Consider the following 24,370-nt stretch of genomic DNA (forward strand, 5'->3'; position numbering starts at 1 on the left):
ACGGTTCTTCTCGAACCGTCCGCCCCCGGGCGTATGTTGGGCCCATGCCTGCCAAGCCCCGCACCTATCAGCCGCAGAAGGTCCGCGCCGCGCTGGCCGGCCAGAACGAGGCGCTCCGCGCCGTCGTGCACGGCGTCACCGCCGAGCAGTTGGAGCTGCCGACCCGGCTCGGGTCGTGGCGGGTACGGGAGTTGCTGGCCCACCTGTGCCTGGCGCTGGGCCACCTGCCGGCCGGGGTGGACGGGCCCGAGCCGGACGGGCCGGCGCTCTCGCTGGCCGGCTACGCCGAGCTGTCCGAGGCGATGGCCGAGGCCGTCGACACCCGGGTGGTCGAGCACGCGGCGGCCGGGTTCGCCGGCCCGCCCGCGGAGGTGTCCGCCGCCGTCGACCGGACGCTCGACGCCGTGCGGGCCGCGCTCGACGGGCCGGCCGTGACGGAACCGGAGCGGCGGATCGCCGTCCTGGGCGGTCGGTCGATGGCACTGACCGACTACCTGGTGACCAGACTGCTCGAGGCCGTGGTGCACGCCGACGACCTCGCCGCCGCGCTCGGCCGGGACGCCTTCCCGCACGACCGCCAGGCCCTGGCCGCCGTCACCCGGATGCTGGCCGACGTCCTCGCCGACCGCGCCCCCGGTGGCGCGGTCGAGCTGAGGGTCCCGCCGTACGCGGTGGTCCAGGCGGTGCCGGGGCCGAAGCACACCCGCGGCACCCCGCCCAACGTGGTGGAGACCGACCCGCTCACCTGGATCCGGCTGGCCACCGGCCGGGCCGACTGGGCGGCGGCGGTGGAGGCCGCCGAGGTGTCCGCCTCGGGGGAGCGCAGCGACCTGCGGGCGTACCTGCCGGTGTTCGGATAGGGGGCCCGCGGCCCGGCCCGCACCCGGGCCGGTGCCGCTACGGCACGGACGGCCCGCTGAGGTAGGTGCCCTCCGCCGAGTACGGCCAGGCGTTGGGCGTGCAGCCCTTGAGGCCGTAGATCTGCTGCATCATCGCGGGCGCCGGCTTGCCCTCGCCCGGGCAGCCCTCGTGCCCGTGGCCGATCCGGTGGCCCACCTCGTGGTTGACGATCAGCGCCCGGTACTCCTCCAGCGGCCCGCTGAACTGCGGTGAACCGGTGTTCCAGCGCTTGGAGTTGACGAGGACCTGGTTGCCGACGTTGCAGTTGACCTCGCCGTGGGTGTCCAGGCCGGAGGCGCCGCAGATCCGGTCCACGGTGGCCGGTGAGGCGATCTTCACGGTGAAGTCGTACGGGCCGTCGGCGACCAGCTGGAAGCCGTTCTTGCGGTCGTTCGTCCAGCCGCGCCTGTCGCCGAGGATGCCGTGGATCTGCGCCGCGGCGGACGGGGCGTCGATGCCGATGCCGTCCTCGACCTCGACCCGGTAGCGGCGCACGGTGCCGCGCCCGACCGGCTTGGCGGTGGCGGGGGCGACGGCGAAGGTGCCCGCCCCCTTGGTGGGCCCGGGGTCCGGGGCCGGGGGCGCGGGAGGCGCCGTCGGGGCCGGGGACTGCGCGGGCGGCGGGGTGTCGGCCGGCGCGGGGCCCGGGGGAGGGGTCTGCGCCGCCGTGGCGGCCTGTTCGGCGGGCGGGGCGACCCTCGCCTGGGTGGTCGGGGTGGCGGCAGGGGTCTGCGCGGGGCGGTTCAGCATGACCGCGGTGGCGCCGAGCACCAGCGCGGAGACCGCGAATGCCGTGAGCATGCCAGGACCGGGTCTGCGCCGCGGTCGGCGGCGTCGGCGACCGCCCTTCCGGGGCGGTGCGGTGCGCCTGCCGACGGATCGGGCTGCGGACATGATCTTCACACTGGCACGGCGAACGGGTGAATGTCCACGCACTTCGTCCGCGGGTTCGCGGCCCCGGCGCGGCGGTCCGGACGGGACGGCGGTTGACCCCTGCGTCTCGGGTGGCAGACTTCAGGGCATGGCGATTCACAGGAATCTTCTCGACGGTCCCGAACCGACCCTCCTCCCGGAGGAGGAACGGCCCTACCGGATGCTGGCGGAGGAATCGGCCTCCCCGACCCAGGTGGCGGCCGAGTTCCCGGCCTTCTGCCTGGCATGGGCCATGCTGGCCGACGACGCCTTCGCGGCCGGCCGATACGTCGAGTCGTACGCCTACGCCCGGACGGGCTACCACCGCGGCCTGGACGCGCTGCGGCGCAGCGGCTGGAAGGGCCACGGACCGGTGCCGTGGGAGCACCGCGGCAACCGCGGCTTCCTGCGCTGCCTGGCGGCCCTCGCCCGGGCGGCCGGCGCGATCAAGGAGACCGAGGAGGAGGCCCGCTGCTGGCAGTTCCTGAAGGACAGCAGCGCGGAGGCGTACGCGGAGCTCAAGCAGTAGACCCCCCGACGGACGGGTGCCCCCGGCGGTCTCCGCCGGGGGCACCCGTGTTCTCAGGCCCGGGGCGTCCCGCGCCCGGTCCCTGTGCGGCCCGGAGCGCGTGTCCGGGGCGCGGGCCTCACTTCAGGCGCTTGCCCGCCGAACGCAGCTGCTCGGCGGCCTCGACCACGCGGGCGGCCATGCCGGCCTCGGCCAGCTTGCCCCAGGTGCGCGGGTCGTAGGTGTTCTTCTTGCCGACCTCGCCGTCGACCTTCAGCACGCCGTCGTAGTTGGCGAACATGTGGCCGGCCACCGGGCGGGTGAAGGCGTACTGGGTGTCGGTGTCCAGGTTCATCTTCACGACGCCGTTCTCCAGCGCGGTGGCGATCTCCTCGGCGGACGAGCCCGAGCCGCCGTGGAAGACGAAGTCGAACGGGTCGGTCTTGCCGTACTGCTTGCCGATCGCGTCCTGGAGCTCGCGCAGCAGCTCCGGCTTCAGCACGACGTTGCCGGGCTTGTACACGCCGTGCACGTTGCCGAAGGAGGCGGCCAGCAGGTAGCGGCCCTTCTCGCCCAGGCCCAGGGCCTCGGCGGTGCGCACGGCGTCGTTGACGGTGGTGTACAGCTCGTCGTTGATCTCGTGGGTGACGCCGTCCTCCTCGCCGCCGGTCGGGGTGATCTCGACCTCGAGGATGATCTTGGCGGCGGCGGCCTGGGCCAGCAGCTCCTGGGCGATGGCCAGGTTGTCGGCCAGGGTCTCGGCCGAGCCGTCCCACATGTGCGACTGGAACAGCGGGTTCAGGCCCTTGGCCACGCGCTCGGCGGAGACCGCCAGCAGCGGGCGGACGTAGCCGTCCAGCTTGTCCTTCGGGCAGTGGTCGGTGTGCAGCGCGACGGTGACGTCGTACTTGGCGGCGACGATGTGGGCGAACTCGGCGAGCGCGACGGCGCCGGTCACCATGTCCTTGTTGTGCTGGCCGCCCAGGAACTCCGCGCCACCGGTCGAGATCTGGATGATGCCGTCGCTCTCGGCCTCGGCGAAACCACGCAGGGCGGCGTGCAGGGTCTGCGACGACGTGACGTTGATGGCCGGGTAGGCGAACTTGCCCGCCTTGGCCCGGTCCAGCATCTCGTTGTAGACCTCGGGAGTTGCGATGGGCATGCGATCCGCTCCTGTCGGGTTGCGGCGTACGGACGGTGCTGTCCGACGCTGTGTACGCCTTCGTGACGACTCCGTGCCGGCCCGCCGACGCGCGGCGTTGCGGTGTGGCTCTCCGGCACGTTCGAGGCGACCTCCGCGGTACGGCCATGAGGGTGGTGTGCCGTTGCGGACCGGACGCCTGTGCCATCTTCCCAGACTCGTGCCTGCGGGTCAGCAGGAGCCCGCCATGCGGAACGTCGCACGGCACGGGCGCACGGCGGCACTCCGGACCGTCCCCGACCGGCCCCCGACCGGTGCTCAGCCGGCGCTCCGCCGCTCCCCGGGCGGCCCGGGCGGCGGCCGGGAGCGGCGCCGGGCGGGCCCCGCCGGTACGGGACGCCCGCTTCGCCGGCAAGGTGCGCCCGCTATCCTGCGCCCGTGGACTACAACCAGCTGGCCGTCAACCTGCTCGACGCCAAATCCCTGATCTCGTCCCTCGGCGCCATCGGGCTGATCGCGATCATCTTCGCGGAGACCGGCCTGCTGGTCGGCTTCTTCTTCCCGGGTGACTCGCTGCTGATCCTCGCGGGTGTCGCCGCCTCGAACGCCGCCTCCTCGGTGCTCGGCGACGGCGCCAAGCTGCCGATCGCCGTGCTGCTGATCGGCTGCCCGATCGCGGCGATCGCCGGCGCCCAGCTCGGGCACCTGATCGGGGCCAAGGTCGGGCCGAAGATGTTCGACAAGCCCGATTCGAAGATCTTCCGCCGCGAGTACGTGGTGAAGGCGGAGGAGTACTTCAACAAGTTCGGCTCCGGCAAGGCCGTGGTGCTGGCCCGCTTCATGCCGATCATCCGCACCTTCCTGAACCCGGTCGCCGGCACCCTGGAGATGCCCGCGCGCACCTTCTTCGTCTGGAACGTGATCGGCGGCGTGCTGTGGACCGAGTCCATGCTGCTGATCGGCTACTTCTTCGGTGACGCGCTCGCCCCGGTGATCGACAAGTACCTGATCCCGGCGGTGCTGCTGATCGTCCTGCTGTCGATCTCGCCGATCCTGGTCGAGGTCATGCGCGAGCGGAAGAAGAAGCGGGCCGGCGGCGCCGCCGCCGAGGTCGGCGACGAGAGCCAGGCCCAGGCCGGCGGCGGCCGGCACCGGCGGGGCTGAGCGTCCGCCGCTCCGGACACGGCGAGGGCCGGTGCTGTTTCACGTGAAACAGCACCGGCCCTCTGTCGTTCGTCGTGCCGGTCGCTCCCCGGGGCACCGGCCGTCGGCCCGGGGTCAGAGACCCAGGTCGTCCAGGGTGTACGCGGTCACGTACTCCAGGCCCTGGGCCTCGACGGCGGCCGCGCCACCGCGCTCCACGATCACCGCGACGCCGACCACCTCGGCGCCCGCCTCGCGCAGCGCCTCCACGGCGGTCAGCACCGAGCCGCCGGTGGTGGAGGTGTCCTCGACGGCCAGGACCCGGCGGCCCTTGACCTCCGGGCCCTCGATCCGGCGCTGGAGGCCGTGCGCCTTGCCCGTCTTGCGGACCACGAAGGCGTCCAGCTGCTGCCCGCGCGCGGCGGCGGCGTGCAGCATCGAGGCGGCCACCGGGTCGGCACCCAGGGTCAGACCGCCGACGGCGTCGTACTCCAGGTGCGAGGTCGCGTCCAGCATCACCCGGCCGACCAGCGGGGCGGCCACGCCGTCCAGCGTGATCCGGCGCAGGTCGACGTAGTAGTCGGCCTCCTTGCCGGAGGAGAGGGTGACCTTGCCGTGCACGACGGCCTTGTCCTTGATCTGTGCCAGCAGGGCGTCGCGGTCGTTGCTCATGAGCGTTCAGTCTAGGCCCTGGCGGGCCCGGCGGCGCTCCCGGCTCAGCGTCGGCGCAGCGCCCTGACCAGCACCACGGCGCCGCCCAGCAGGGCGACCGAACCGCCGATCACCCACGGCACCGCGCTGCGGCCGCCGGTGCCCGGCACCACGATCCCGCCGGCCTCCCCGCCCCAGCGGGACGCCGCCCGGGCCCGCGCGCTGCGGGCGGGCAGCGCCGGGGCGTACGGGCCGCGCGGCGGGGCGTGGTCCACCTCCTCGGCGGACCGGCCGACGATGCTGCGGCGCACCGGGCCGGTGAGCACCGGCTCCTCCTCGTACGCGAAGAGCGGCTCGGCGGGCAGTTCCTCGGCGACGCCGTCCTGCTCGGACCCCTCCGCGTCGTCGACGTCGTCCTCGTCGTCGTCGGCGGAGCCGGTCGGCAGGCCGAAGCGCTCGGCGTCGGCGTCCGAGAAGGCGATCAGGTCGGAGAGGTCGTCGTCCAGGTCGTCACCCGGGAGGTCCTGGCGCTCCTCGATGAAGACCACACCGGCGTCGGTCCCGGTGGCCTCCGACCCGGCCGGCTCGGCGTCGTCCTGGTCCTGGTCCTCCTGGGGCTGCTCGCCCTCCGGGGCGACCAGCGCGGCGGCGAACCTGTCCAGCAGGCGGCGGCCGGTGGTGTCGAGGGTCTCCTCGTCGAACTCGGCCAGCCGGCCGGTGGCGCTCAGATCGCCGGTGAAGCGGATCGCCGCGGTGCCTTCCTCGGCGCCGTCCGCGACGCTGACCCGGACGGTGGCGGTCACCTCACCGCTGCCCCGGGCCTCCTCGCCCTCGGCGAACACGGTCAGCACGCCCTCCCGGCCCTCGATCAGCGACAGCACGCCCTTGTACGTGATCGTGGAGCCGCCGATCCGCAGCTTCAGCCGGCCGCCGATCTCCTCGGCCGCACCGGCCCCGACCGCGGCCGGCTCGGTGCTCAGCCCCGGCACGCTCCGCGCCAGCAGCGCCGGATCCTGCAAGGCCTGCCGCACCAGCTCGGCGGACATCGGGACGACAACCTCATGCTCCATGTCACGGAGCCTACCGACTGGCCCCCGCCCGGTCCCTACCCACCACCACCAGATTTTCCCCGCCCGGGCTGTTCCCCCGGCCGTCGAACCGACACCCGGGCCGCGCCCGTCCCGGCTCGGACTCCTCCGGGGTGCGTCCGGGCCCGAGGGCCGGCGGTCGCCCCCGCGGGCCCCGGGCCCGGCCCGGCTCAGCGGGGGCCGAGCAGGGTGAGGGCGGCCGGGGGACGGGTGGGGCGGAGGGCGGTGAGGCGGGTGGTGGCGGCGCGGAGGGCGTCGGTGGTGAGGGCGCGGGGCGGCGGGGCGTCGGGGGCGAGGGTGAGCGCGGGGCGGGTGGCGGCGGCGAGGAGGAAGTTCTGGGCGTCGTCCGGCGGGCCGGGGCGGCAGGTGGCGGTGGCGCTGCCCGGGACGGCGTACGGCACGGTCTGCAGGCCCGTGGTGCGCAGGCCGGACTCGATCTGCCAGAGGCCGTCCAGGCCGTCCAGGCCGCTCCCGGCGCGGACGGCGATCCGGCCGCCGGGGGAGAGCAGCCGGGTGGCGAGGCCGTAGAACTCCTGGGAGTGGAACTTGACCGGTCCGCCGTCGGCCGGGGCCGGGAGGTCGGCGAGCACCACGTCGTACGGTCCGTCGGCGCCGGAGGCTCCCGCGTCGCGCAGCCAGGCCATCGGGTCGGCCGCGGTGGTGCGGACCCTGGGGTCGTCGAGCGAGCGGCCGCCGAGGGCGGAGAGCCCGGGGTCGGTGCGGGCGATCCGGGGGAGGGCGGGGTCGGAGTCGACCAGCCGGACGGTGCGGACGCCCCGGTGCCGCAGCACCTCCCGCAGGGCGAGCCCGTCGCCACCGCCGAGCAGCAGGACCCGGGCGTCCGGGCCGGCCGCCATGGCGGGGTGCACCAGGCCCTCGCTGCCCCGGTACTCGTCGGGCCCGCAGACCGCGAGCCGGCCGTCCAGGTAGAGCCGGAGGGGGCCCTCGGCGGGGCCGGTGAGCACGATCTCCTGGGAGCGGCCGCGGGTCGCGTAGCGGACCTGGTCGCCGTACAGGGCGTGCCGGGCGGCGCGCTCGATGGCGTCGGAGCCGGCCGCGGCCGCCGCGAGCGCGGCGAGGACGAGCAGGCAGCCGCCCCAGAGGAGCCGTCGTATCCCGGGGGCGGGTTCGTCGCGGAACAGCCAGAGCACCACGGCCGCTCCGGCGACGGCGTTGACGGCACCGGTGAGCAGTGCTCCGTCGCCCGGTCCGAGGGCGGGCAGGATCAGGAACGGGAAGGCGAGGCCGCCGACCAGCGCGCCCACGTAGTCGGCGGCGAACAGGTCGGCGACGGCCCGCCCGGCGTCCTCGCGCCGGATCCGCTGGATGAGCGTCATCAGCAGGGGGATCTCGGCGCCGATGAGGACGCCGATCAGGCAGGTGAGGCCGACCATGGCGGCCTGGTAGCGGCCGATCCAGGCCCAGCAGGAGTAGAGCGCGAGGACGGAGAGTCCGCCGGTGAGCGCGAGCGCGCACTCGACCAGGGCGAAGGCGGTGGCGGGCCGGTGGGTGAGCCGTTTGGCGAGCAGTGAGCCGAGGCCCATCGCGAACACCATGACGGAGAGCACGACGGAGGTTTGGGTGACCGTGTCCCCGAGCAGGTAGTCGCCGAGCGCCACGAGTTCGAGCTCGTAGACGAGTCCGCAGGCCGCGCAGACGAACGCGGCCAGCAGGACGCTCAGGCGGGCGAGTCGGGGGCGGGAGCGCAGCCGGGGCCGACGGCGGGCGGGCAGGAGTGGGGCGAGGGGTCGCCCGGGCCGGAGTGGGGTGCCGTCGTCGAGGTCCACTCGCGGGCGTGCGGGCGGACCGGCCGGATGGTTGATCACGAACAAACGCTAGGGGACGTGCGGGACGGATGGCTGCGCCCATCCGACGGACAGTGAGCAACGTCGGATTGACGAACCGTTCCTGCGTACGATTCGCAGGCCAGTGCCGGGAGGCCTACGGCCGGATCGGTGTTCCGGTCCGGGCTTCGGGTGGTCATGCCCCGGACACCACCAGCGAGGAGCGGGTGCACACCAGCTGCCCCTCCTGCGGGTAGGCGTGCCAGGTGCGCCAGAGCAGCCGGTCCGCGCCGCCCTGGGCGACCAGCGCGGTGAAGGCGCTCGGGTCGCCCGGGAAGACTCCGGCGAGCCCCCGGGGGTGCCCCTCGACCAGGGCCAGCAGTTCCTGGGCGCGGGCCGCGAAGTCGTGCGGCGGCAGCGCCTCGATGCGGGCGGCGAACTCGTACTCCCAGCCGCCGACCTGCTTGGCCACCCGGGCCGGCAGCGGGGTGCGGCGGCCGGGCAGACAGGCGACGGTCTCCAGGCACTGGCCGGGGCCCGCGTCGATCACCACCTGGTGGGAGGCGCCCAGCAGGCGCAGCTGGAGGGTCCCGGAGGCGCCCGGGCGGCCGCATCCGTCGAGTCTCAGGTCGCGGACGGCGAGAGCGGGCAGCGGGTCGCCGCCGAGGCACCAGGCGAGGTCACCGGCGCGGGTGTCCGTGTAGGAGGTCTGCAGTGTGGTGAGCATGCTCGGCTCCGCGTTTCAGCTCCGTGCGCGCCCGCCGAGCAGCAGCGAGTAGGCCTAGGCGATGGCGAGGCTGTTCGTGGCTGTGCGGCCCTGGGCGCGGCCGACCGTGGAAGGAAGGATTCCGGCTGGAGATTCAGCAGCAGAGAAGCACGAATACGCCGGGTCCGCCGGTGATTTACCCAACTTTGTCAAGCATTCACCGTTTCGAGCACACCTGCTTCCCGGGTCCGATCGAGTCCATGTGCGACTCTGCACAGCGCGCGCCCCTATCACCGGATCGCGCGCCGTGCGCGCCGGGTGTGCGCTGTTCGGGTGCATCACACGCCGCCGCCCTCCAAGCGTGAGGCATGGAGGGCGGCTCGGTACTGCCGGAAGGTCGATCAGAACGCCTTCGGGTTATCAAAAATCCAAGCTGATCAAGGAAGTTGATGATCCATCGGAACTGGTGTCGGGTTCCGGAGATCCCAGTTCGAAAGGCAGGGCGGGGGCGTGAAGGGGGGCGTGCGGCCCTTCACAGGCGCCGCAGACGGGTGACGGCCTCCTGAAGGACTTCGTCCGTTTTGCAGAAAGTGAAGCGGACCAGGCTAAGGCCGGCCTCCACGGTGTCGTAGAACACCGCGTTCGGGATCGCGACGACGCCGCAACGGCCGGGCAGGGCACGGCAGAACCCGATGCCGTCCTTCTCGCCGAGCGGGGTGATGTCGGTGGTGACGAAGTACGTGCCCTCGGGCGTGAAGGCCCGGAAGCCGGCCGCGGTGAGCCCGTCCACCAGCAGGTCGCGCTTGCGCAGCAGGTCGGCGCGGAAGCCGTCGAAGTAGGCGTCGGGCAGCCGCAGGGCCTCCGCGACGGCGTACTGGAAGGGGCCGGCGCTGACGTAGGTGAGGTACTGCTTCGCCGTGCGCACGGCCGCGACCAGCTCCGGGCACGCGGTGACCCAGCCGACCTTCCAGCCGGTGAACGAGAAGGTCTTGCCGGCCGAGGAGATGGCGACGGTGCGCTCGCGCATGCCGGGCAGGGCGGCGATCGGGTGGTGGACGGCGCCGAACACCAGGTGCTCGTACACCTCGTCGGTGACCACCAGCAGGTCGTGCTCGACGGCGAGTTCCGCGATGCCGCGCAGCTCCTCGGCGGTCAGGACGGTGCCGGTCGGGTTGTGCGGGGTGTTGATCAGCAGCAGCCGGGTGCGCGGGGTGACGAGCGAGCGCAGCTCGTCCAGGTCCGGCCGGAAGGACGGGGCCCGCAGGGTGAGCGGGACCCGGGTGGCGCCGGCCATCGCGATGCAGGCGGCGTAGGAGTCGTAGAACGGTTCGAGGGCGATCACCTCGTCGCCGGGCTCCAGCAGGGCCAGCAGGGCGGCGGCGATGGCCTCGGTGGCCCCCGCGGTGACCAGCACCTCGGTGTCCGGGTCGTACGAGAGGCCGTGGAAGCGCTGCTGGTGCTCGGCGATCGCGGTACGCAGTTCGGGGATGCCGGGGCCGGGCGGGTACTGGTTGCCGCGGCCCTCGCGCAGGGCCCGTACGGCCGCCTCGCGGACCTCCTCGGGCCCGTCGGTGTCCGGGAAGCCCTGGCCGAGGTTGATCGAGCCGGTGGCCGTGGCCAGCGCGGACATCTCGGCGAAGATCGTCGTTCCCATCCCGGCCAGTCGGCGGTTCAGCAGCGGCCTGGTACCCATCGGTGGCTCCTCACGGCTCGTCGTCAGGGGGCCATCCTGGGACAGCCGGGAGCCGGGGACAAGAACGGCCCGCCACCGGCGCGGAGGCGGTGGCGGGCCGGACCGGAGTACCGGGGCGGGATCAGGCCTGGTCGGTGCCCTCGGTGCCCTCGCCGTCCTCGCCCTCGATCTCGTCCTGGAGGCCGAGGCGCTCGACCATCCACTGCTCGAAGCCGACCGCGGCCTGGGTCCAGTTGGCGGTGGTGGTGACGAAGTAGTCCAGGTTGACGCCGGTGCCGACGATCATCTGGGCCTCGCCGATCAGGCGGACCACGCCGTCCTCGTGGGTGTGGGTGTAGACCTTGGGCCAGAGGGTCTCGCGGTTCCACTCGTCGATCAGGTCGAGGATCTCGCCCTTCTTCTCCAGCGGGTACGCGCGGTCGTAGAAGGCGCGCACCGCGAAGAGCTCCTTCTGCTCGCCGCGGAACATGTAGTAGACGCGGAAGCCCTCCCAGGGGGCGGTGAGGTCGCCCTCCTCGTCCACGACGTGCTTGAGCTGCATCTGGTCCAGCAGCTGGGTGACCAGGGCCTGGTCCGGGACGATGATCGGCGGCGGGCCGGCCGGCCGCCCGCCCTGGCCGCCGGGCTGGCCGCCCTGGGGGACGCCGAAGGACGGGATGGACGACGGGTCGATGCTCATGGGGGTCCTCTTCCTCAGTGCACGTGGTGGCCGGCAATGAGAGGCCGCCCTTTCCACCTCCCATCCTGCCTCATTCGGGGCTCCGCTCACAGGGGCGGCCGAGGGGTGCGTCGATCTTCGTCCGGCGTTCTCCGGGGCTTCGCCGGGCGTCGTCGGGCGGCCCCGGCGGGGGTGCCGCGGGCGGCGGTCACGGAGGGTGCGCGGGGCCCGGGGTGGCCGGGCGGGTGGGGCCGACCGGAGGGGCCGCGTGAGTCACGTCACGCGCCCGGCGCGCTGGTTCGCCTGTCGCGCGGACCGGTTGCGGTTAGCGTGCGACGGAAGTCGCTTCGATCAAATCCCGGCCGGCCCGGGGGAGTTGAGCTGTCCGGAAGTGGACCGTCCGGAGTCGGACGGTCCGGAACTGAGGGGGGACCAGGAGTGGGTGGAGCGGCGACGGGGGACGGCGCATCGCTCGGGGCGCTGCTGCGGAGCATCCGGCTGGACCGGGGGATGACGCAGGAACGACTGGGCGAGGCGACCGGGCTGAGCGTGCGGTCGATCCGGGACCTGGAGCGGGGGGTCTCCTGTCCGCGGGTGTCCACGCTGAGGCTGCTGACCCAGACCTGGAACCTGCCGGACGCCCAGGTGGCCGAACTGCACCGGCTGGCGCGCAGCCGGCGGGACCGGACCCGGCGGCTGCTGCGGCGGGCGACGGAGTGACCGCGGCCGGGCGGTGGGCCGCGGACGCGGAACGGGCCGCCCCCGCCGCCGGAGCGGAGGGAGCGGCCCGTGCGCCGGACGCCCGGCGGTGCTACTTCTCCAGCGGCCCCCGGCCGCGGACGGTGAGGCGGTCGCCCGCCTCGTCCCGCTCGACCACGACGGTGTCCCCGTCGTGCACCGCGCCGGACAGGATCGCCCGGGCCAGCTGGTCGCCGATCGCGGACTGCACCAGCCGGCGCAGCGGCCGGGCGCCGTACGCCGGGTCGTAGCCGGTGAGCGACAGCCAGTCGCGGGCGGCCTCGGTGACCTCCAGGGTGAGCCGCCGCTCCTGCAGCCGCTCGCCCAGCCGGGCCACCTGGAGGTCGACGATCCGGCTCAGCTCGCCCGTGCCCAGCGGCTCGAAGACCACGATGTCGTCCAGCCGGTTGAGGAACTCCGGCTTGAACGCGGACCGGACGGCGCCCAGCACCAGCTCCCGCTTCTCCGCCTCCGGGGTGGCCGGGTCGACCAGGTACTGGCTGCCCAGGTTGGAGGTGAGGATCAGGATGGCGTTGCGGAAGTCGACCGTGCGCCCCTGGCCGTCGGTGAGCCGCCCGTCGTCCAGCACCTGGAGCAGGACGTCGAAGACCTCCGGGTGCGCCTTCTCCACCTCGTCCAGCAGCACCACGCTGTACGGCCGGCGGCGGACCGCCTCGGTGAGCTGGCCGCCCTCCTCGTAGCCGACGTACCCGGGCGGGGCGCCGACCAGACGGGAGACCGAGTGCTTCTCGCCGTACTCGCTCATGTCGATCCGGACCATCGCCCGCTCGTCGTCGAACAGGAAGTCGGCCAGGGCCTTGGCGAGTTCGGTCTTGCCGACGCCGGTCGGGCCGAGGAAGAGGAAGGAGCCGGTCGGACGGTCCGGGTCGGCGATGCCGGAGCGGGTGCGCCGCACCGCGTCCGAGACGGCCTGCACGGCCTCCTTCTGGCCGATCAGGCGTCGGCCCAACTCATCCTCCATGCGCAGGAGTTTGGCGCTCTCGCCCTCCAGCAGCCGGCCGGCCGGGATGCCCGTCCAGGAGGCGACCACGTCCGCGACGTCGTCCGGACCGACCTCCTCCTTGACCATCGGGGCGGAGGCGGACCCGGGCTCGGTGTCCGCGGTGGCGGCCCGCTCCTGGGCGTCGGTGAGCTCCTTCTCGGCGGCCGGGATCTCGGCGTACATCAGCTTGGACGCCCGCTCGAAGTCCCCGTCGCGCTGGGCGCGTTCGAGCGCCCCGCGCAGGTCGTCCAGCCGCTCCTTGAGCTCGCCGACCCGGTTGAGGCTCTTCTTCTCCTGCTCCCAGCGCGCCGTCAGCACGCTCAACTGCTCGTTCTTGTCGGCGAGATCGCGCCGCAGCCGGGTCAGCCGGTCCACCGAGGCCGGGTCCGACTCCTTCTCCAGGGCCAGCTCCTCCATCCGCAGCCGGTCCACGGAGCGCTGGAGTTCGTCGATCTCGACCGGGGAGGAGTCGATCTCCATCCGCAGCCGGGAGGCCGCCTCGTCGACCAGGTCGATCGCCTTGTCGGGCAGGAAGCGGGAGGTGATGTAGCGGTTGGACAGGGTGGCCGCGGCGACCAGGGCGGCGTCCGAGATCTGCACCTTGTGGTGCGCCTCGTACCGGCCCTTGAGGCCGCGCAGGATGGCGATCGAGTCCTCCACGCTGGGCTCGCCGACCAGCACCTGCTGGAAGCGGCGCTCCAGGGCCGGGTCCTTCTCGATCCGCTCGCGGTACTCGTCCAGCGTGGTGGCGCCGACCATCCGCAGCTCGCCGCGGGCCAGCATCGGCTTGAGCATGTTGCCCGCGTCCATCGCGGAGTCGCCGCCGGCGCCCGCGCCGACCATGGTGTGCAGCTCGTCGATGAACGTGACGACCTGGCCGTCCGAGGCCTTGATGTCGTTCAGGACGGCCTTCAGTCGCTCCTCGAACTCGCCGCGGAACTTGGCGCCCGCGACCATCGCGCCGAGGTCCAGCGAGACCAGCCGCTTGCCGCGCAGCGACTCCGGCACGTCGCCGGCCACGATGCGCTGGGCCAGGCCCTCGACCACGGCGGTCTTGCCGACGCCGGGCTCGCCGATCAGCACCGGGTTGTTCTTGGTCCGGCGGGAGAGCACCTGGACCACCCGGCGGATCTCGTGGTCGCGGCCGATCACCGGGTCGAGCTTGCCGTCCCGGGCGGCCTGGGTGAGGTCGGTGCCGTACTTCTCCAGCGCCTTGTAGGTGCCCTCCGGATCCGGCGAGGTGACCCGGCCGCTGCCCCGGACGTCCTTGAACGCGGCCAGCAGCGCCTTCGGAGTGGCGCCCTGCTGCACCAGCAGCTCGGCCGCCTGCCCGCCCTCGGCGGCCAGGCCGACCAGCAGGTGCTCGGTGGAGACGTACTGGTCGTCCAGGTCGTTCGCGCGCTTGCCGGCCTCGGTGAGCACCGCGACGGTGTCCCGGGCGAGCTGCGGGGCGGAGACCGTCGAGCCCATCGCGCTGGGCAGCGCGGCCGCCTGGCGGCGGGCCTCGGCGCCGACCCGGGTGACGTCGGCGCCGACCGCCTCCAGCAGCGGCCGGGCGATGCCCTCGGGCTGTTCCAGCAGCGCGATCAGGATGTGCACCGGCCTGACGTCCGGGTTGCCGGCCGCGCCCGCCTGCCGGATCGCGGCCGCCAGGGCGTCCTGGGTCTTGGTGGTGAACTTGCTGGCGTCCACTGCTGGGGGGCCTCCCTCGTCGTCCTTCACTGCTGCCAACGGCACTGCTGTTCGTGGTGCTGCCACCGCGGCACCGCCGCTCGGCGGCACTGCCACGTACAGCATGCACTAAGTTGAGTCTATTCCGCTCAACCTTTACCGACTCCCCCTCCGCCCCGACTTCTCGGTGAACGCTTGCCGGACTGCCGGGTCAGCCCCAGCAGCTCCCGGGCCGGCCCGCTCGGCCGCTGCCCGGCCGGCCAGACCGCCCGCAGCGGCCGCCGCAGGTCCAGTTCCTCCACCAGCGGCACCTCGACCAGCCGCCGGGTGGCCAGCTCCTCCACCACCGCCAGCTCGCTCAGGCAGACCGGCCCCGCCCCGGTCATCGCCGCCGCCTTCAGCGCGGTGGACGAGGCCAGCTCCATCCGGGGCCGCGCCGGGCCCCCGTACGGCCGCAGGGCCGCCTCCAGCACCTCGCGGGTGCCCGAGCCCGGCTCGCGCAGCGCCAGCGGGGTGGCCGCCAGCTCGGCTCCGGTCAGCGGGGTGCGGCGGCGCGCCCACGGGTGGCCGGGTGCCACCACGACCACCAGGCGGTCCGCCGCCACCACCGCGCCGGCCAGTCCGGGCGGGGTGGACGGGCCCTCGACGAAGCCGAGGTCGGCGTCCCCGGCCAGGACGTGTCCGGCGACCTCCGCCGAGTTCGCCGTCCGCAGCGTCACCGCCGTCCCCGGGCTGGCGTCGGACAGGCCCAGCAGCCAGCCGGGCATCAGGTACTCGGCGACGGTCAGACTGGCCACCACCCGCAGTTTGGCGTCCCGCCGCTCGCGCAGCGCGTCGATCCCGGCGTCCAGCGCCTGCGCCGCCTCCACCACCTGCCGGGCCCACTCGACCACCAGCCGCCCCGCCTCGGTCGGCCGGCTGCCCCGGGGCGAGCGGTCCAGCAGCGCGACGCCGATCTGCCGCTCCATGCCCTTGATCCGGGCGCTGGCGGTCGGCTGGCTGACGCCCAGCTCGGCCGCGGCCCGCCCGACGCTGCCCAGCCGGGCCACCGCGAGCAGCAGTTCCAGGGCGCCGAGTTCGGGGACGTGCGGGGAGAGAGCCATAGGTTCAGGCTATGCCCCCATAGAAGTCCCGGCGCTACCGGCCACCGGCCCCGCGGGCGACGGTGGGGACATGTCCACTATGGCCGGTATCCGCCCCCTCGCCCGTCCCGCCGTCCGACCCCGGCCCGACCTCGCCCAGCTCGGCCCCAACTGGTACGCCGCCGTGATGGGCACCGCGATCCTGGCCACCGGCGCCGCCGTCCTGCCGGTGCGGCCGCCCGGGCTGACCGGCTTCGGCGAGGTGATGTGGGCGCTCTCGCTGGCCGCCCTGCTGGTGCTGGCCGGGGCCCGGCTGGTCCACCTCACCCGGCACCGCGGGGCGGCCCGCGCCCAACTGCTGGACAACCCGGCCACCGCGGTCTTCTACGGCTGCCCGCCGATGGCGCTGCTGGCGGTCGGGCTGGGCACCCTGCTGCTCGGCTCCCGGGTCATCGGCACCGGTCCCGCGGTAGCCCTGGACGCGGTGCTGTGGGGCCTGGGCACCGTGTACGCGCTGGCCGTGGCCGGCGGCATCCCGTACCTGATGATCACCCGGCACCGGGTCTCCGCCCTGGAGGCCAACCCGACCTGGCTGCTGCCGGTGGTCGCCCCGCTGGTCGCCTCCGCCTGCGGCCCGGCGCTCGTCCCGCACCTGCCGGCCGGGCAGGCCCGGGAGGCCATGCTGTACGGCTGCTGGGCGCTGTTCGGGATCGGCCTGCTCGCCACCCTGGTGCTGCTGCCGGTCGTGTTCACCGGACTGTTCCACAGCAAGCTGTCCGCCCTGGCGCTCACCCCCACGCTGTTCCTGGTGCTCGGCCCGCTCGGCCAGTCCGTCACGGCGGTCCACCAGCTCGCCGACGCCGCCCGGCCGGTGCTGCCCGCGCTGGCGCCCGCCATGCTCGACCTCGCCGAGCTGTACGGCGTGGCGGTGATCGGCGTCGCGATGCTCTGGCTGGCCGTCGCGCTCACCGCCAACCTGCGCGCCCGGCGGGCCGGGATGCCGTTCGCGATGACCTGGTGGGCGTTCACCTTCCCGATCGGCACCTGCGTCACCGGCGCCTCGGCGCTCGCCCGGCACACCGGATTCGGGGGGTTCGGCGGGCTGGCCGTCGGCCTGTACCTGCTGCTGGCGCTCGGCTGGGTGCTCGCCGCCGGCGGCACCGCGGCCGGGCTGGCCCGGGGACGGCTGCTGGGACGTGGCTGACGGGGGCGCGGCTCGACGGGCGCTCCCCGGCCCGCCGGCTCCGGGCCGGGCCCGACCGGTCGCGGATGCGGGAACGTGCACCTCCGCAATGACCGTGCACGGCCAAGCGGGCCCGGTGCCGGGGACCGCCGACACCCCCCGCGGGCCCAGGACTTCACCGGAATCCGGCCCACCGTCCGGACCGCCGCGGCCGCACCGGGATGCAGGTAGCTGCAATTGCGCGAACATGCACTCGGGCGGCACTTGTTCACCGGGCGTCACGCTGTGAGGGTGGAGACAACGCCGAAGCCGTCCAGGCAAACGCAGCCTGATGGTGGCGAACCGCTCTTCGACACCGACCGCGGGTGCGACATCCCGCGGTGGTGGAACGGGGGGGAAGAGCGCCGGCCGGGGACCATGTGTGGTGATGGCCTCCGACCGGTCCCGTCGAGGCGTTGCTGCTCCGCCTCGACGGGATCGCCTTGGCATTGGCGTAGCGACGGCGGCCCCGGGCACCCGGTGTGCGACGGCACCCGGGCCCCGGGGCCCGCCGTCCCACCCGGTACCGTGACCGCCTGATCCATGATCACGCCGTACCGGTCCAGCGGCACCGCGAGCCCGCCCGGCCCACCGGTGCCGCGGCCCGCACGGCGGGAACACGGTCGGCGCGGCGGGGAACACGGTCGGCGCCGGGGGAGAGGCGTCCGACGGGCAGGGCCCAGGGGGAGTACGACGTGACGGCGGAACCGGCAGCCACCCCGCACCAGGGGCCCGTGGGCGAGGAGCCCGACGAGACGGCCCGGCAGCTCTACCTGGCCGTCATCGCCGCGGGCGGCCGCGTCCCCACCGGCGAGATCGCGGACGTCGACCGGGACGCGCTCCAACAGCTCATCGACATCGGGCTGTTGATGGTCAACCGGATGGACCGCTGCTACACCGCCGTCAGCCCGCGCTCGGTCAGCGACCGCCTCGGCGCCGAACTGCGCAGCGAGGCCACCCGGCTGCTGGTCCGCGCGGAGAACCTCCCCGGCGCCCTGGACGGCCTCACCCGGGCCTACGACGCGATGCCCCGCCCGACCGACCGGGCCGGCGGAGCCGTCCACGTCGAGGGGCACGTCCACATCCGCCAGCGGATCTCCCAGCTGGTCTCCGACTGCCGCTCCGAGGTCCTCACCGCGCAGCCCGGCCACCGGCCCGCCGACACCCTCCAGGTCGCCCTCCTCCAGGACGTCCAACTGCTCCAGCGGGGCTGCTCGCTGCGCACCATCTACCAGCCGGGCGCCCTCGCCGACCCGCCCGCCCTCGCCTACGCCGAGGAGGTCACCCGGCACGGCTCGCTCATCCGCGTGCTCGACGAGCCCTTCCAGCGGCTGATCGTCTTCGACCGTTCCGTCGCCGTGATCTCCGCCAACGACGACAACAGCACCGCGGCCTTCATCACCGACCCGGCCACCATCGGCTACCTGGTCGGCACCTTCGAGCGCGACTGGGCCAGGGCCGACACCGCCGAGTCCGCCGCGTTCGGCCTGGCACCCGCCCGCACCGTCCCCGACCGGGTCGGCCGGCTGCTCGCCCGCGGCCTCACCCAGCGCGCCGTCGCCACCCGGCTGGGCCTCAGCGAGCGAACCGTCGCCGCCCACATCTCCCGGCTGCGCGACCGCTACGGCGCGCAGACCCTCTTCCAGCTCGGCTGGCTGATGCGGGGCGCCCGCGATGACCGATGAGCCGGGCCCGGCCGAGCGGGCGCTCTACCTCGCCGCCGTGCGCGGCGGCGGCCGGCTGCGCCCCGAGGACCTCGCCCCCGCCGACCGCCCCGCGCTGGCCGCCCTCGTCGCCCGGGGCCTGCTGACCCCCACCGCCACCGGCTGGACGGCCGCCAGCCCGCGCGCCCTCGGCGAGCGGATCGGCGTCGAGCTGCGCAACCGCGCCCTTTGCCTGCTGCGGTACGCGGAGCGGCTCCCGGCCGCCCTCGGGCCGCTGGCCGGCGCCTACGACGCGGCCCGCCACCCGGTCGGGAGCCCGCCGCCCCTCGGCCCCCGGGCCGTCGAACCGCGGTCCGAAGGTCCCGGGGCCGAGGCTCCCGGAACCGGTGCTCGGGGGGCCGGCGATCCCGGGGCCGGTACCGTCGGCGGCGCCGCCGAGGTCCGCCGGCGGGTCGGCGAGCTCGTCTCGGAGTGCCGGGAGGAGGTCCTGGCCGCCCAGCCCGGACCGCGCCCGCTGGAAGGCCTCCGGATGGCCCTCGCCCAGGACCTCTCGCTGCTGCGCCGCGGCTGCTCGCTGCGCACGCTCTACCAGCCGGTCACCCTGACCGATCCCGCGGTGCGGAGCCAGATCGCCCTGCGCACCGGGCAGGGCGCCCAGGTCAGGGTCCTCGCCGAACCGTACGAGCGGGTGCTGGTCTTCGACCGCGCGGTGGCCGTCATCCCCGCCGCCGAGGACCTCGGCCGGGCCGTCTTCCTCACCGACTCCACCACCGTCGCCCACCTGGTCGCCCAGTTCGAACGCGACTGGGCCCGGGCCGCCCCCGCGGGCCGGTACCTCGACGCGCCCTCCGCCACCACCGTCCGGATCGGCCGGCTGCTCGCGCGCGGCCTCACCCAACGGGCCGTCGCCGGCCGGCTGGGCGTGAGCGAGCGCACCGTGGCCGCCCACATCTCCCGGCTGCGCGACCGCTACGGTGCGCAGACCCTCTTCCACCTCGGCTGGCAGCTCCGGGGTGAGCACCATGACTGACGCCGCCGCCCGGGCCCTCCACCCCGCCGTGCCGCGCGAGGGCGGCCGGCCGCGGGCCCGGACCCGCCGTCACGTCGAGCGCGGCGGATCGGTCCGCACGATCGGCCGGCCGCGGGCCCGACCGGAGCGGGACCAGGTCGGGTCCGGCGCCGGGACCACGCGGACGGGCTCGCGGATCCGGGTCCTCGACGCCCCGTGCGGCCGGGCCCTCGTCCCCGGCCGGACCGTCGCCGTGATCCCGGCGACCTCGGGCGACGAGGTCGCCGCCGTGGTGGCGGATCCGGCGGTGGTCGGGTGCGTGGCGGGCGTCTTCGCGCAGCGCCGGGAGGAGGCCCGGGGCGTGGACCGGGCCGCGCTGTGCGCGGGTTCGTCGGGGCCGGCGGCCCACGAACGGGTCGGCCGGCTGTCGGCCGGGGGCTCACGCAGCGGGCGATCGCCGGCCGGGCGGGGCTGGGCGAGCGCACCGTCGCCGGTCACATCGCCCGGCTGCGTGGGCTGTTCGACGTGGAGGCGCTGTTCCGATCGGGTCGGCGGATGCGAGGACTCCGGACGGGGAGGCCCGGTGGGTAGCCGTCGGTCAGCCGGTGGCGGCGCCGGTCGGCCAGTAGCCGGGGACCGGGGGCTGCTGCCGGGGGACGTTGAACTGCTCGCCGGGGGCGGTCCAGAAGCCCTCGCGCAGGGAGAGCGCCATGCCGGCCCAGTCCAGCGCGGTCTCGACCGTGTGGTTGAGGGCCTCCTGCGACCAGGTGTCGTCGAAGACCAGCGGCAGGACGGGGGCGACCTGCTCGATGGTGGCGATCAGCGGGTTGTGGGTGATGGCCTCGTCGACGAGCAGGACGATCGGCTTGCGCAGCGCCGACGCCCAGCCGAGCTCCAGGCTCACGCCGGCCGACAGGGGGGCGCCGACGTAGGCGAACACGAGGTCGGCGGACTGGAGGGCGCGGAAGTCGGACGGAACGCGGGGCTCCGGCGCGCGGCCGGAGATGGTCCAGGCGTCGCTGTGGTGCGCGCTGTACACGGCGGCACCGCTGCGGAGCAGGGTGGTGCGGAGCGTCGTCAGCCGCGTCCGGCTGGCGAGGGTCACCACGCTGTCGGCCGGCCCGGTCAGTCGCATCAGCGGGGCGGCCAGGAACACACGTGCACGCCGACCCTCAGGGGCCTGGCTGTCGTGGTGACGCAGGTAGGGCTCGGTCATGTCGACTCCGGGGAAAGGCCGACCGGGTTATGAAGTGGTGCCGGCAGGCGTTGAGAGTGGTTGCGTCTTCAATTTTTCCGGTGCCCTGCTATGGTCAAATTGACAGTACAGCAACAGAATTGTCGGTTGATGCTGGACCATCGGGGGCGAACTGATCGTCCATCGGTGGCCCCTGCCCCGTCCAGGGCTTCCCGGTGTCATATGGCTGCCTGGCAGAGAGATGACGCGTCCGTGGTCGTGCAGGTATTGGCAGGCTCGTGCACCCTGCGGCAACATGTGGTCGATAAGTTTGCCGTGACACTGCGTTCGAAGCAGATGACTGAAGGGGTGGGTATGTCTCACTTGTGCCGTTTCGTCCGTAAGGCGGTTCTGCCTCTGGTTGTCGGTGCGGCTGCGGTGCTGGGTGGATTCCTCGCGGTCGACCACGTGAACGACGCGTCCGATTCCTCGGCCGTCGCTTCCGTCGTCGCCATGGACGACATCAGCTGGGGCTAGTCGCGCACGTCGGGCGGATCCGGACCGGGGGCCGTCCGTCGGGCGAGTCCGGCCGCGGCCAGTGGCTTCGCGTACGGAGCGTTCCGTCGCGCCACGACCCGCGCGGAGCCGGAGGACTGCCGTCGAGATCCGGCCCTACGGCCGTTTCCCGCCGGCGGATTCGGCCTGCGCCAACGCGTACCCGAGTTGGAACAACGAGTCCACGTTGTACTCCTCGCGCATCTCGGCGATGTGGCGCGCCAGGGTGCGTTCGCTGATTCCCAGGCGTCTCGCGATGACCCGGTGGTTGGTCCCGGCCAGCAGCAGATCGATGATCGTCTGGCGGAGCCGGGAGACCACTTGCTGGGGGACGGTGCGATCCCCGTCGAAGTCCAGCGCGCGACTCCAACTGGGCTCGAATACCTGCTCGGCGAGATAGCTCGCCACCGCCGGTTCGTGGATGAACGCCGCCATGTTCAAGTCGTGCGCGACCGGGATGACGGCGATTTTCCGGTCTATGACGATGAGCCGGGTGTAGGGCTCGTCCAGGGTCCGGTACTGCCCGCCGGCCTTGGCCAGGCGCGCCACGTAGTCCCGAGTGGGCTGGTGGTAGCGCGTGCTGGCGTGGTAGATCGTCCGGATCTCCGTGCCGTTGCCCAGCATGGCGAGGTCCCGGTCGATCACCGAAGCCAGCAGTTCGGGAGGTCTCGGGCCCCCCGGTTGGAGTGCCAGTGCCTCTTCCGCGCCGGCATCCGCGTACTGCTGCATCTTCTGGTTTATCAGCACCTTTCCGTGGACGTACTCGATAGAGCCGCCCCCCTGCCCCGGCGTGTGAAACTCCTGGGCGAGGTCGCTCAATTCGGCGGGAAGTGCGACGGACCGGGAAAGAAGGTCGAGTGCCTGCCGCTGCCATGAGCTGCTGAGGCTCTCCGAGAGCTGGGTCGGGTCGATGGCGACCAGGTTGTCCAGGCTGTCGAGGTCCGGTACCAGCAGCCCTATTCGGATCAATTCGTCCTGCGGACCCGAGTCCTCCGGGGATGCGGCGACTTGTGGCGTACGACCACCGGCCCTGACGATTCGCAGGAAGAGCGCACGAGCTTCTGCCGAGAGTATTGGTGCCCCACCTGCGATGGGGCCGAGTTGAGCTCGTCCACTCATGTCGGCTCCTTGCCGTTGACCCAGACCTGCCGGGACCCGTTCCATCAGATCCTAGGGCGGGTGACCATTACTGACGATGAGATCGCCGCTCCCCCCTGAACCAGGGCCGGTCGCCGGATCGACACTCTCTCACCACACGGCAGCCGCCGGCACCCCCCGGGAGGAGGGGCCGGCGGCCGGTGGATGGTCCCGTCAGCGCTTGGGGCGCCAGACCACCAGAGCGCTGGACTGCGGGGTGGGCGGCTGGTACGGGACGAGGTCGCGGCGGTAGGAGGCGTGGACGGCCGCCTCGCGCTGCTGGAGGGCCGTGGCCGCGCCCTCCAGGGAGTCGACCAGTTCCGCGATGCGGGACTGGAGGGCGGTGACCTGGTTCTCCAGCTCGATGATCCGCTTGATGCCCGCCAGGTTGATGCCCTCGTCCTGGGAGAGCCGCTGGACCTCGCGCAACTGCTGGATGTCGCGCGCGGAGTAGCGGCGGCCGCGGCCGGCGGTGCGGTCGGGGCAGACCAGGCCGAGGCGGTCGTACTGGCGCAGGGTCTGCGGGTGCAGACCGGACAGCTCGGCGGCCACGGAGATGACGTACACCGGGGTGTCCTCGGTGAGGACGTACGGCGGCGGTGCCGCGGCGGCCCGGCGGGTGCGGCGGGGGCCGGCGCCGGGCAGGCCCTCGCCGAGGCCGGCGCCGATCGGGGTGTCGGGGTCGATCGGATTCATCGGGGACATCTGGTCGTCACGCTCCCTTCGCCGCCCGGAACAGGGCGGCGCGCGGATCGTCGGAGGCGGTGGCCTCGCGGTACTGCTCGAGGGCGTTCAGCGCGTCGCCGGTGACGTGCCGGGGCACCACGACCTCGACGGTGACGAGGAGGTCGCCGCGGGTGCCGTCCTTGCGGGTGGCGCCCTTGCCGCGGGCGCGCATGGTGAGGCCGTTGGCGCTGCCCGGGGGCAGCTTGAGCTTCACCGCCGGACCGTTCAGCGTGGGCACCTCGATGGTGGCGCCGAGCGTGGCCTCGGGGAAGGTGACCGGGACGGTGACGGTGAGGTTGTCGCCCTTGCGCCCGAAGACCGGGTGCGGGTCGACGTGCACGGTGACGTAGAGGTCACCGGGCTGCCCGCCGCGCTCGCCCTGGGCGCCCTTGCCCTTCAGCCGGATGCGCTGGTCGGCCTGGACGCCGGCCGGGATCCGGACCTGCATGGTGCGGGCCGAGCTGGCCCGGCCGCTGCCGTGGCAGTCGGTGCACGGGTCGTCGACGATCATGCCCCGGCCGCGGCAGTCCTTGCACGGCTCGGAGAGCGCGAAGGCGCCCTGGCCGCGGCTGACGGTGCCCGCGCCGACGCAGGTCGGACAGACCCGCGGGGTGGTGCCGGACTTGGCGCCGGTGCCGTTGCAGGTGCGGCAGGGGGCCTGGCTGGTCATCCGCAGCGGGACGGTCGCGCCGTCCACCGCCTCCTCGAAGGAGAGCGTCACCTCGGTCTCGACGTCCGCGCCGCGCCGGGGCTGGGCCTGCCGGGTGCCGCCGCGGTTGAAGAGGCCGCCGAAGACGTCGCCGATGCCGCCGCCACCGCCGCCGGGGCCGCCCTGGCTCCCGCTGAAGAGGTCGCCGAAGTCGAAGCTGTAGCTGCCGGTGCCGCCGGGGCCGCCGGCGGCCCGGAAGCCGCCGTTGGCGAAGAGGCTGCGGGCCTCGTCGTACTCCTTGCGGCGCTTCTCGTCGGAGAGGACGTCGTACGCCTCGGAGATGTCCTTGAACCGCTCCTCGGCCTTGGCGTCACCCTTGTTGGCGTCGGGGTGGAACTCGCGCGCGAGCTTGCGGTAGGTCTTCTTGATCTCGGTGGCGGTGGCGTCCTTGGGCACGCCGAGGACCTTGTAGTAGTCCTTCTCCACGTAGTCCTTGCCGCTCATGCGTCCACCTCGCTGCACTCGGCAGCCGCAGAGCGGTACACGCGCCCCTCAA

22 protein-coding genes are annotated in these 24,370 nt (G+C 73.7%); 8 read left to right on the plus strand and 14 right to left on the minus strand.

The genetic code is table 11. The features are described from left to right. Positions 1-44 precede the first annotated feature (44 nt). A complete protein-coding gene (locus AB0E96_RS03030) occupies positions 45-860 on the plus strand; it encodes a sterol carrier family protein (protein ID WP_359817747.1) in 816 nt (271 codons plus the stop codon). Positions 861-897: 37 nt separating this feature from the next. Here AB0E96_RS03030 and AB0E96_RS03035 read toward each other — a convergent pair whose 3' ends face one another. Then, positions 898-1,701 carry a DUF3152 domain-containing protein gene (locus AB0E96_RS03035; RefSeq protein WP_359817748.1) on the minus strand — a complete coding sequence of 268 codons (804 nt, stop codon included), beginning with the start codon at positions 1,699-1,701 and terminating at the stop codon, positions 898-900. Between the two features lie 220 nt (positions 1,702-1,921). On the opposite strand from AB0E96_RS03035, the gene AB0E96_RS03040 reads away from it, so the two are divergent. Next, a complete protein-coding gene (locus AB0E96_RS03040; protein ID WP_359817750.1) occupies positions 1,922-2,341 on the plus strand; it encodes a DUF3151 domain-containing protein in 420 nt (139 codons plus the stop codon). Between the two features lie 118 nt (positions 2,342-2,459). On the opposite strand, the gene fbaA is transcribed toward AB0E96_RS03040, so the two are convergent. Continuing rightward, positions 2,460-3,482, minus strand: coding sequence for a class II fructose-bisphosphate aldolase (fbaA, locus tag AB0E96_RS03045; protein WP_359817752.1), 1,023 nt, complete (start codon positions 3,480-3,482; stop codon positions 2,460-2,462). Positions 3,483-3,899: 417 nt separating this feature from the next. On the opposite strand from fbaA, the gene AB0E96_RS03050 reads away from it, so the two are divergent. After that, the gene (locus AB0E96_RS03050; protein ID WP_359817754.1) at positions 3,900-4,625 is read left to right on the plus strand and encodes a VTT domain-containing protein; all 726 of its coding nucleotides are present in this window, start codon (positions 3,900-3,902) and stop codon (positions 4,623-4,625) included. Between the two features lie 114 nt (positions 4,626-4,739). Here AB0E96_RS03050 and pyrE read toward each other — a convergent pair whose 3' ends face one another. The 6 genes from pyrE to AB0E96_RS03080 form a co-directional block, all read right to left on the minus strand. Continuing rightward, positions 4,740-5,276, minus strand: coding sequence for an orotate phosphoribosyltransferase (gene pyrE, locus AB0E96_RS03055; RefSeq protein ID WP_049659651.1), 537 nt, complete (start codon positions 5,274-5,276; stop codon positions 4,740-4,742). Between the two features lie 44 nt (positions 5,277-5,320). Further along, positions 5,321-6,325: an SRPBCC domain-containing protein gene (locus AB0E96_RS03060; RefSeq protein ID WP_359817757.1), complete on the minus strand. Its 1,005-nt coding sequence runs from the start codon at positions 6,323-6,325 to the stop codon at positions 5,321-5,323. A gap of 188 nt (positions 6,326-6,513) precedes the next feature. Further along, positions 6,514-8,169: a polyamine aminopropyltransferase gene (locus tag AB0E96_RS03065; protein WP_359817758.1), complete on the minus strand. Its 1,656-nt coding sequence runs from the start codon at positions 8,167-8,169 to the stop codon at positions 6,514-6,516. A 154-nt stretch (positions 8,170-8,323) separates the two neighbouring features. Beyond that, positions 8,324-8,854 (minus strand): DUF2617 family protein, encoded by a 531-nt coding sequence (locus AB0E96_RS03070; RefSeq protein WP_359817760.1) that lies wholly within the window; start codon positions 8,852-8,854, stop codon positions 8,324-8,326. A gap of 511 nt (positions 8,855-9,365) precedes the next feature. Further along, positions 9,366-10,526: a pyridoxal phosphate-dependent aminotransferase gene (locus tag AB0E96_RS03075; protein ID WP_359817762.1), complete on the minus strand. Its 1,161-nt coding sequence runs from the start codon at positions 10,524-10,526 to the stop codon at positions 9,366-9,368. 121 nt (positions 10,527-10,647) lie between these two features. Beyond that, complete coding sequence (locus tag AB0E96_RS03080) at positions 10,648-11,205, minus strand: YbjN domain-containing protein (RefSeq protein WP_359817764.1); 558 nt, start codon at positions 11,203-11,205, stop codon at positions 10,648-10,650. A gap of 36 nt (positions 11,206-11,241) precedes the next feature. Between AB0E96_RS03080 and AB0E96_RS03085 the strand changes: the two genes are divergently transcribed. Then, positions 11,242-11,904, plus strand: a complete 663-nt coding sequence (locus tag AB0E96_RS03085) for a helix-turn-helix transcriptional regulator (RefSeq protein WP_359817766.1) — start codon at positions 11,242-11,244, stop codon at positions 11,902-11,904. A gap of 91 nt (positions 11,905-11,995) precedes the next feature. Here the strand turns inward: AB0E96_RS03085 and clpB are convergent, their stop codons facing one another. Both clpB and AB0E96_RS03095 read right to left on the minus strand, forming a co-directional pair. After that, positions 11,996-14,617: an ATP-dependent chaperone ClpB gene (gene clpB / locus AB0E96_RS03090; protein ID WP_359817768.1), complete on the minus strand. Its 2,622-nt coding sequence runs from the start codon at positions 14,615-14,617 to the stop codon at positions 11,996-11,998. Between the two features lie 128 nt (positions 14,618-14,745). After that, positions 14,746-15,699: a LysR family transcriptional regulator gene (locus AB0E96_RS03095; RefSeq protein ID WP_359817770.1), complete on the minus strand. Its 954-nt coding sequence runs from the start codon at positions 15,697-15,699 to the stop codon at positions 14,746-14,748. Positions 15,700-15,769: 70 nt separating this feature from the next. On the opposite strand from AB0E96_RS03095, the gene AB0E96_RS03100 reads away from it, so the two are divergent. The 3 genes from AB0E96_RS03100 to AB0E96_RS03110 all read left to right on the plus strand — a co-directional run bounded on the left by AB0E96_RS03100 (position 15,770) and on the right by AB0E96_RS03110 (position 19,594). Further along, a complete protein-coding gene (locus tag AB0E96_RS03100; protein WP_359817772.1) occupies positions 15,770-16,882 on the plus strand; it encodes a TDT family transporter in 1,113 nt (370 codons plus the stop codon). A gap of 713 nt (positions 16,883-17,595) precedes the next feature. Further along, entirely contained in the window at positions 17,596-18,585 is a 990-nt protein-coding gene (locus tag AB0E96_RS03105) for a LuxR C-terminal-related transcriptional regulator (RefSeq protein WP_359817774.1), read from the plus strand. Next, positions 18,575-19,594 carry a helix-turn-helix domain-containing protein gene (locus AB0E96_RS03110; protein ID WP_359817776.1) on the plus strand — a complete coding sequence of 340 codons (1,020 nt, stop codon included), beginning with the start codon at positions 18,575-18,577 and terminating at the stop codon, positions 19,592-19,594. Before AB0E96_RS03105 ends, AB0E96_RS03110 begins: the two co-directional genes overlap by 11 nt. A 577-nt stretch (positions 19,595-20,171) precedes the next feature. Here AB0E96_RS03110 and AB0E96_RS03115 read toward each other — a convergent pair. Then, a complete protein-coding gene (locus AB0E96_RS03115) occupies positions 20,172-20,789 on the minus strand; it encodes a hypothetical protein (protein ID WP_051709310.1) in 618 nt (205 codons plus the stop codon). A 231-nt stretch (positions 20,790-21,020) separates the two neighbouring features. Between AB0E96_RS03115 and AB0E96_RS03120 the strand changes: the two genes are divergently transcribed. Continuing rightward, positions 21,021-21,284: a hypothetical protein gene (locus AB0E96_RS03120; RefSeq protein ID WP_359817778.1), complete on the plus strand. Its 264-nt coding sequence runs from the start codon at positions 21,021-21,023 to the stop codon at positions 21,282-21,284. A gap of 135 nt (positions 21,285-21,419) precedes the next feature. Here the strand turns inward: AB0E96_RS03120 and AB0E96_RS03125 are convergent, their stop codons facing one another. The 3 genes from AB0E96_RS03125 to dnaJ all read right to left on the minus strand — a co-directional run bounded on the left by AB0E96_RS03125 (position 21,420) and on the right by dnaJ (position 24,318). Beyond that, complete coding sequence (locus AB0E96_RS03125; protein WP_359817780.1) at positions 21,420-22,421, minus strand: helix-turn-helix domain-containing protein; 1,002 nt, start codon at positions 22,419-22,421, stop codon at positions 21,420-21,422. A gap of 192 nt (positions 22,422-22,613) precedes the next feature. Next, entirely contained in the window at positions 22,614-23,144 is a 531-nt protein-coding gene (locus AB0E96_RS03130; RefSeq protein WP_359817782.1) for a helix-turn-helix domain-containing protein, read from the minus strand. A 7-nt stretch (positions 23,145-23,151) separates the two neighbouring features. Continuing rightward, positions 23,152-24,318, minus strand: coding sequence for a molecular chaperone DnaJ (gene dnaJ / locus AB0E96_RS03135; protein WP_359817784.1), 1,167 nt, complete (start codon positions 24,316-24,318; stop codon positions 23,152-23,154). Between the last annotated feature and the right edge of the window lie 52 nt (positions 24,319-24,370).

It is taken from the genome of Kitasatospora sp. NPDC036755, from assembly GCF_040636595.1.
In the GTDB taxonomy this organism is placed as follows: domain Bacteria; phylum Actinomycetota; class Actinomycetes; order Streptomycetales; family Streptomycetaceae; genus Kitasatospora.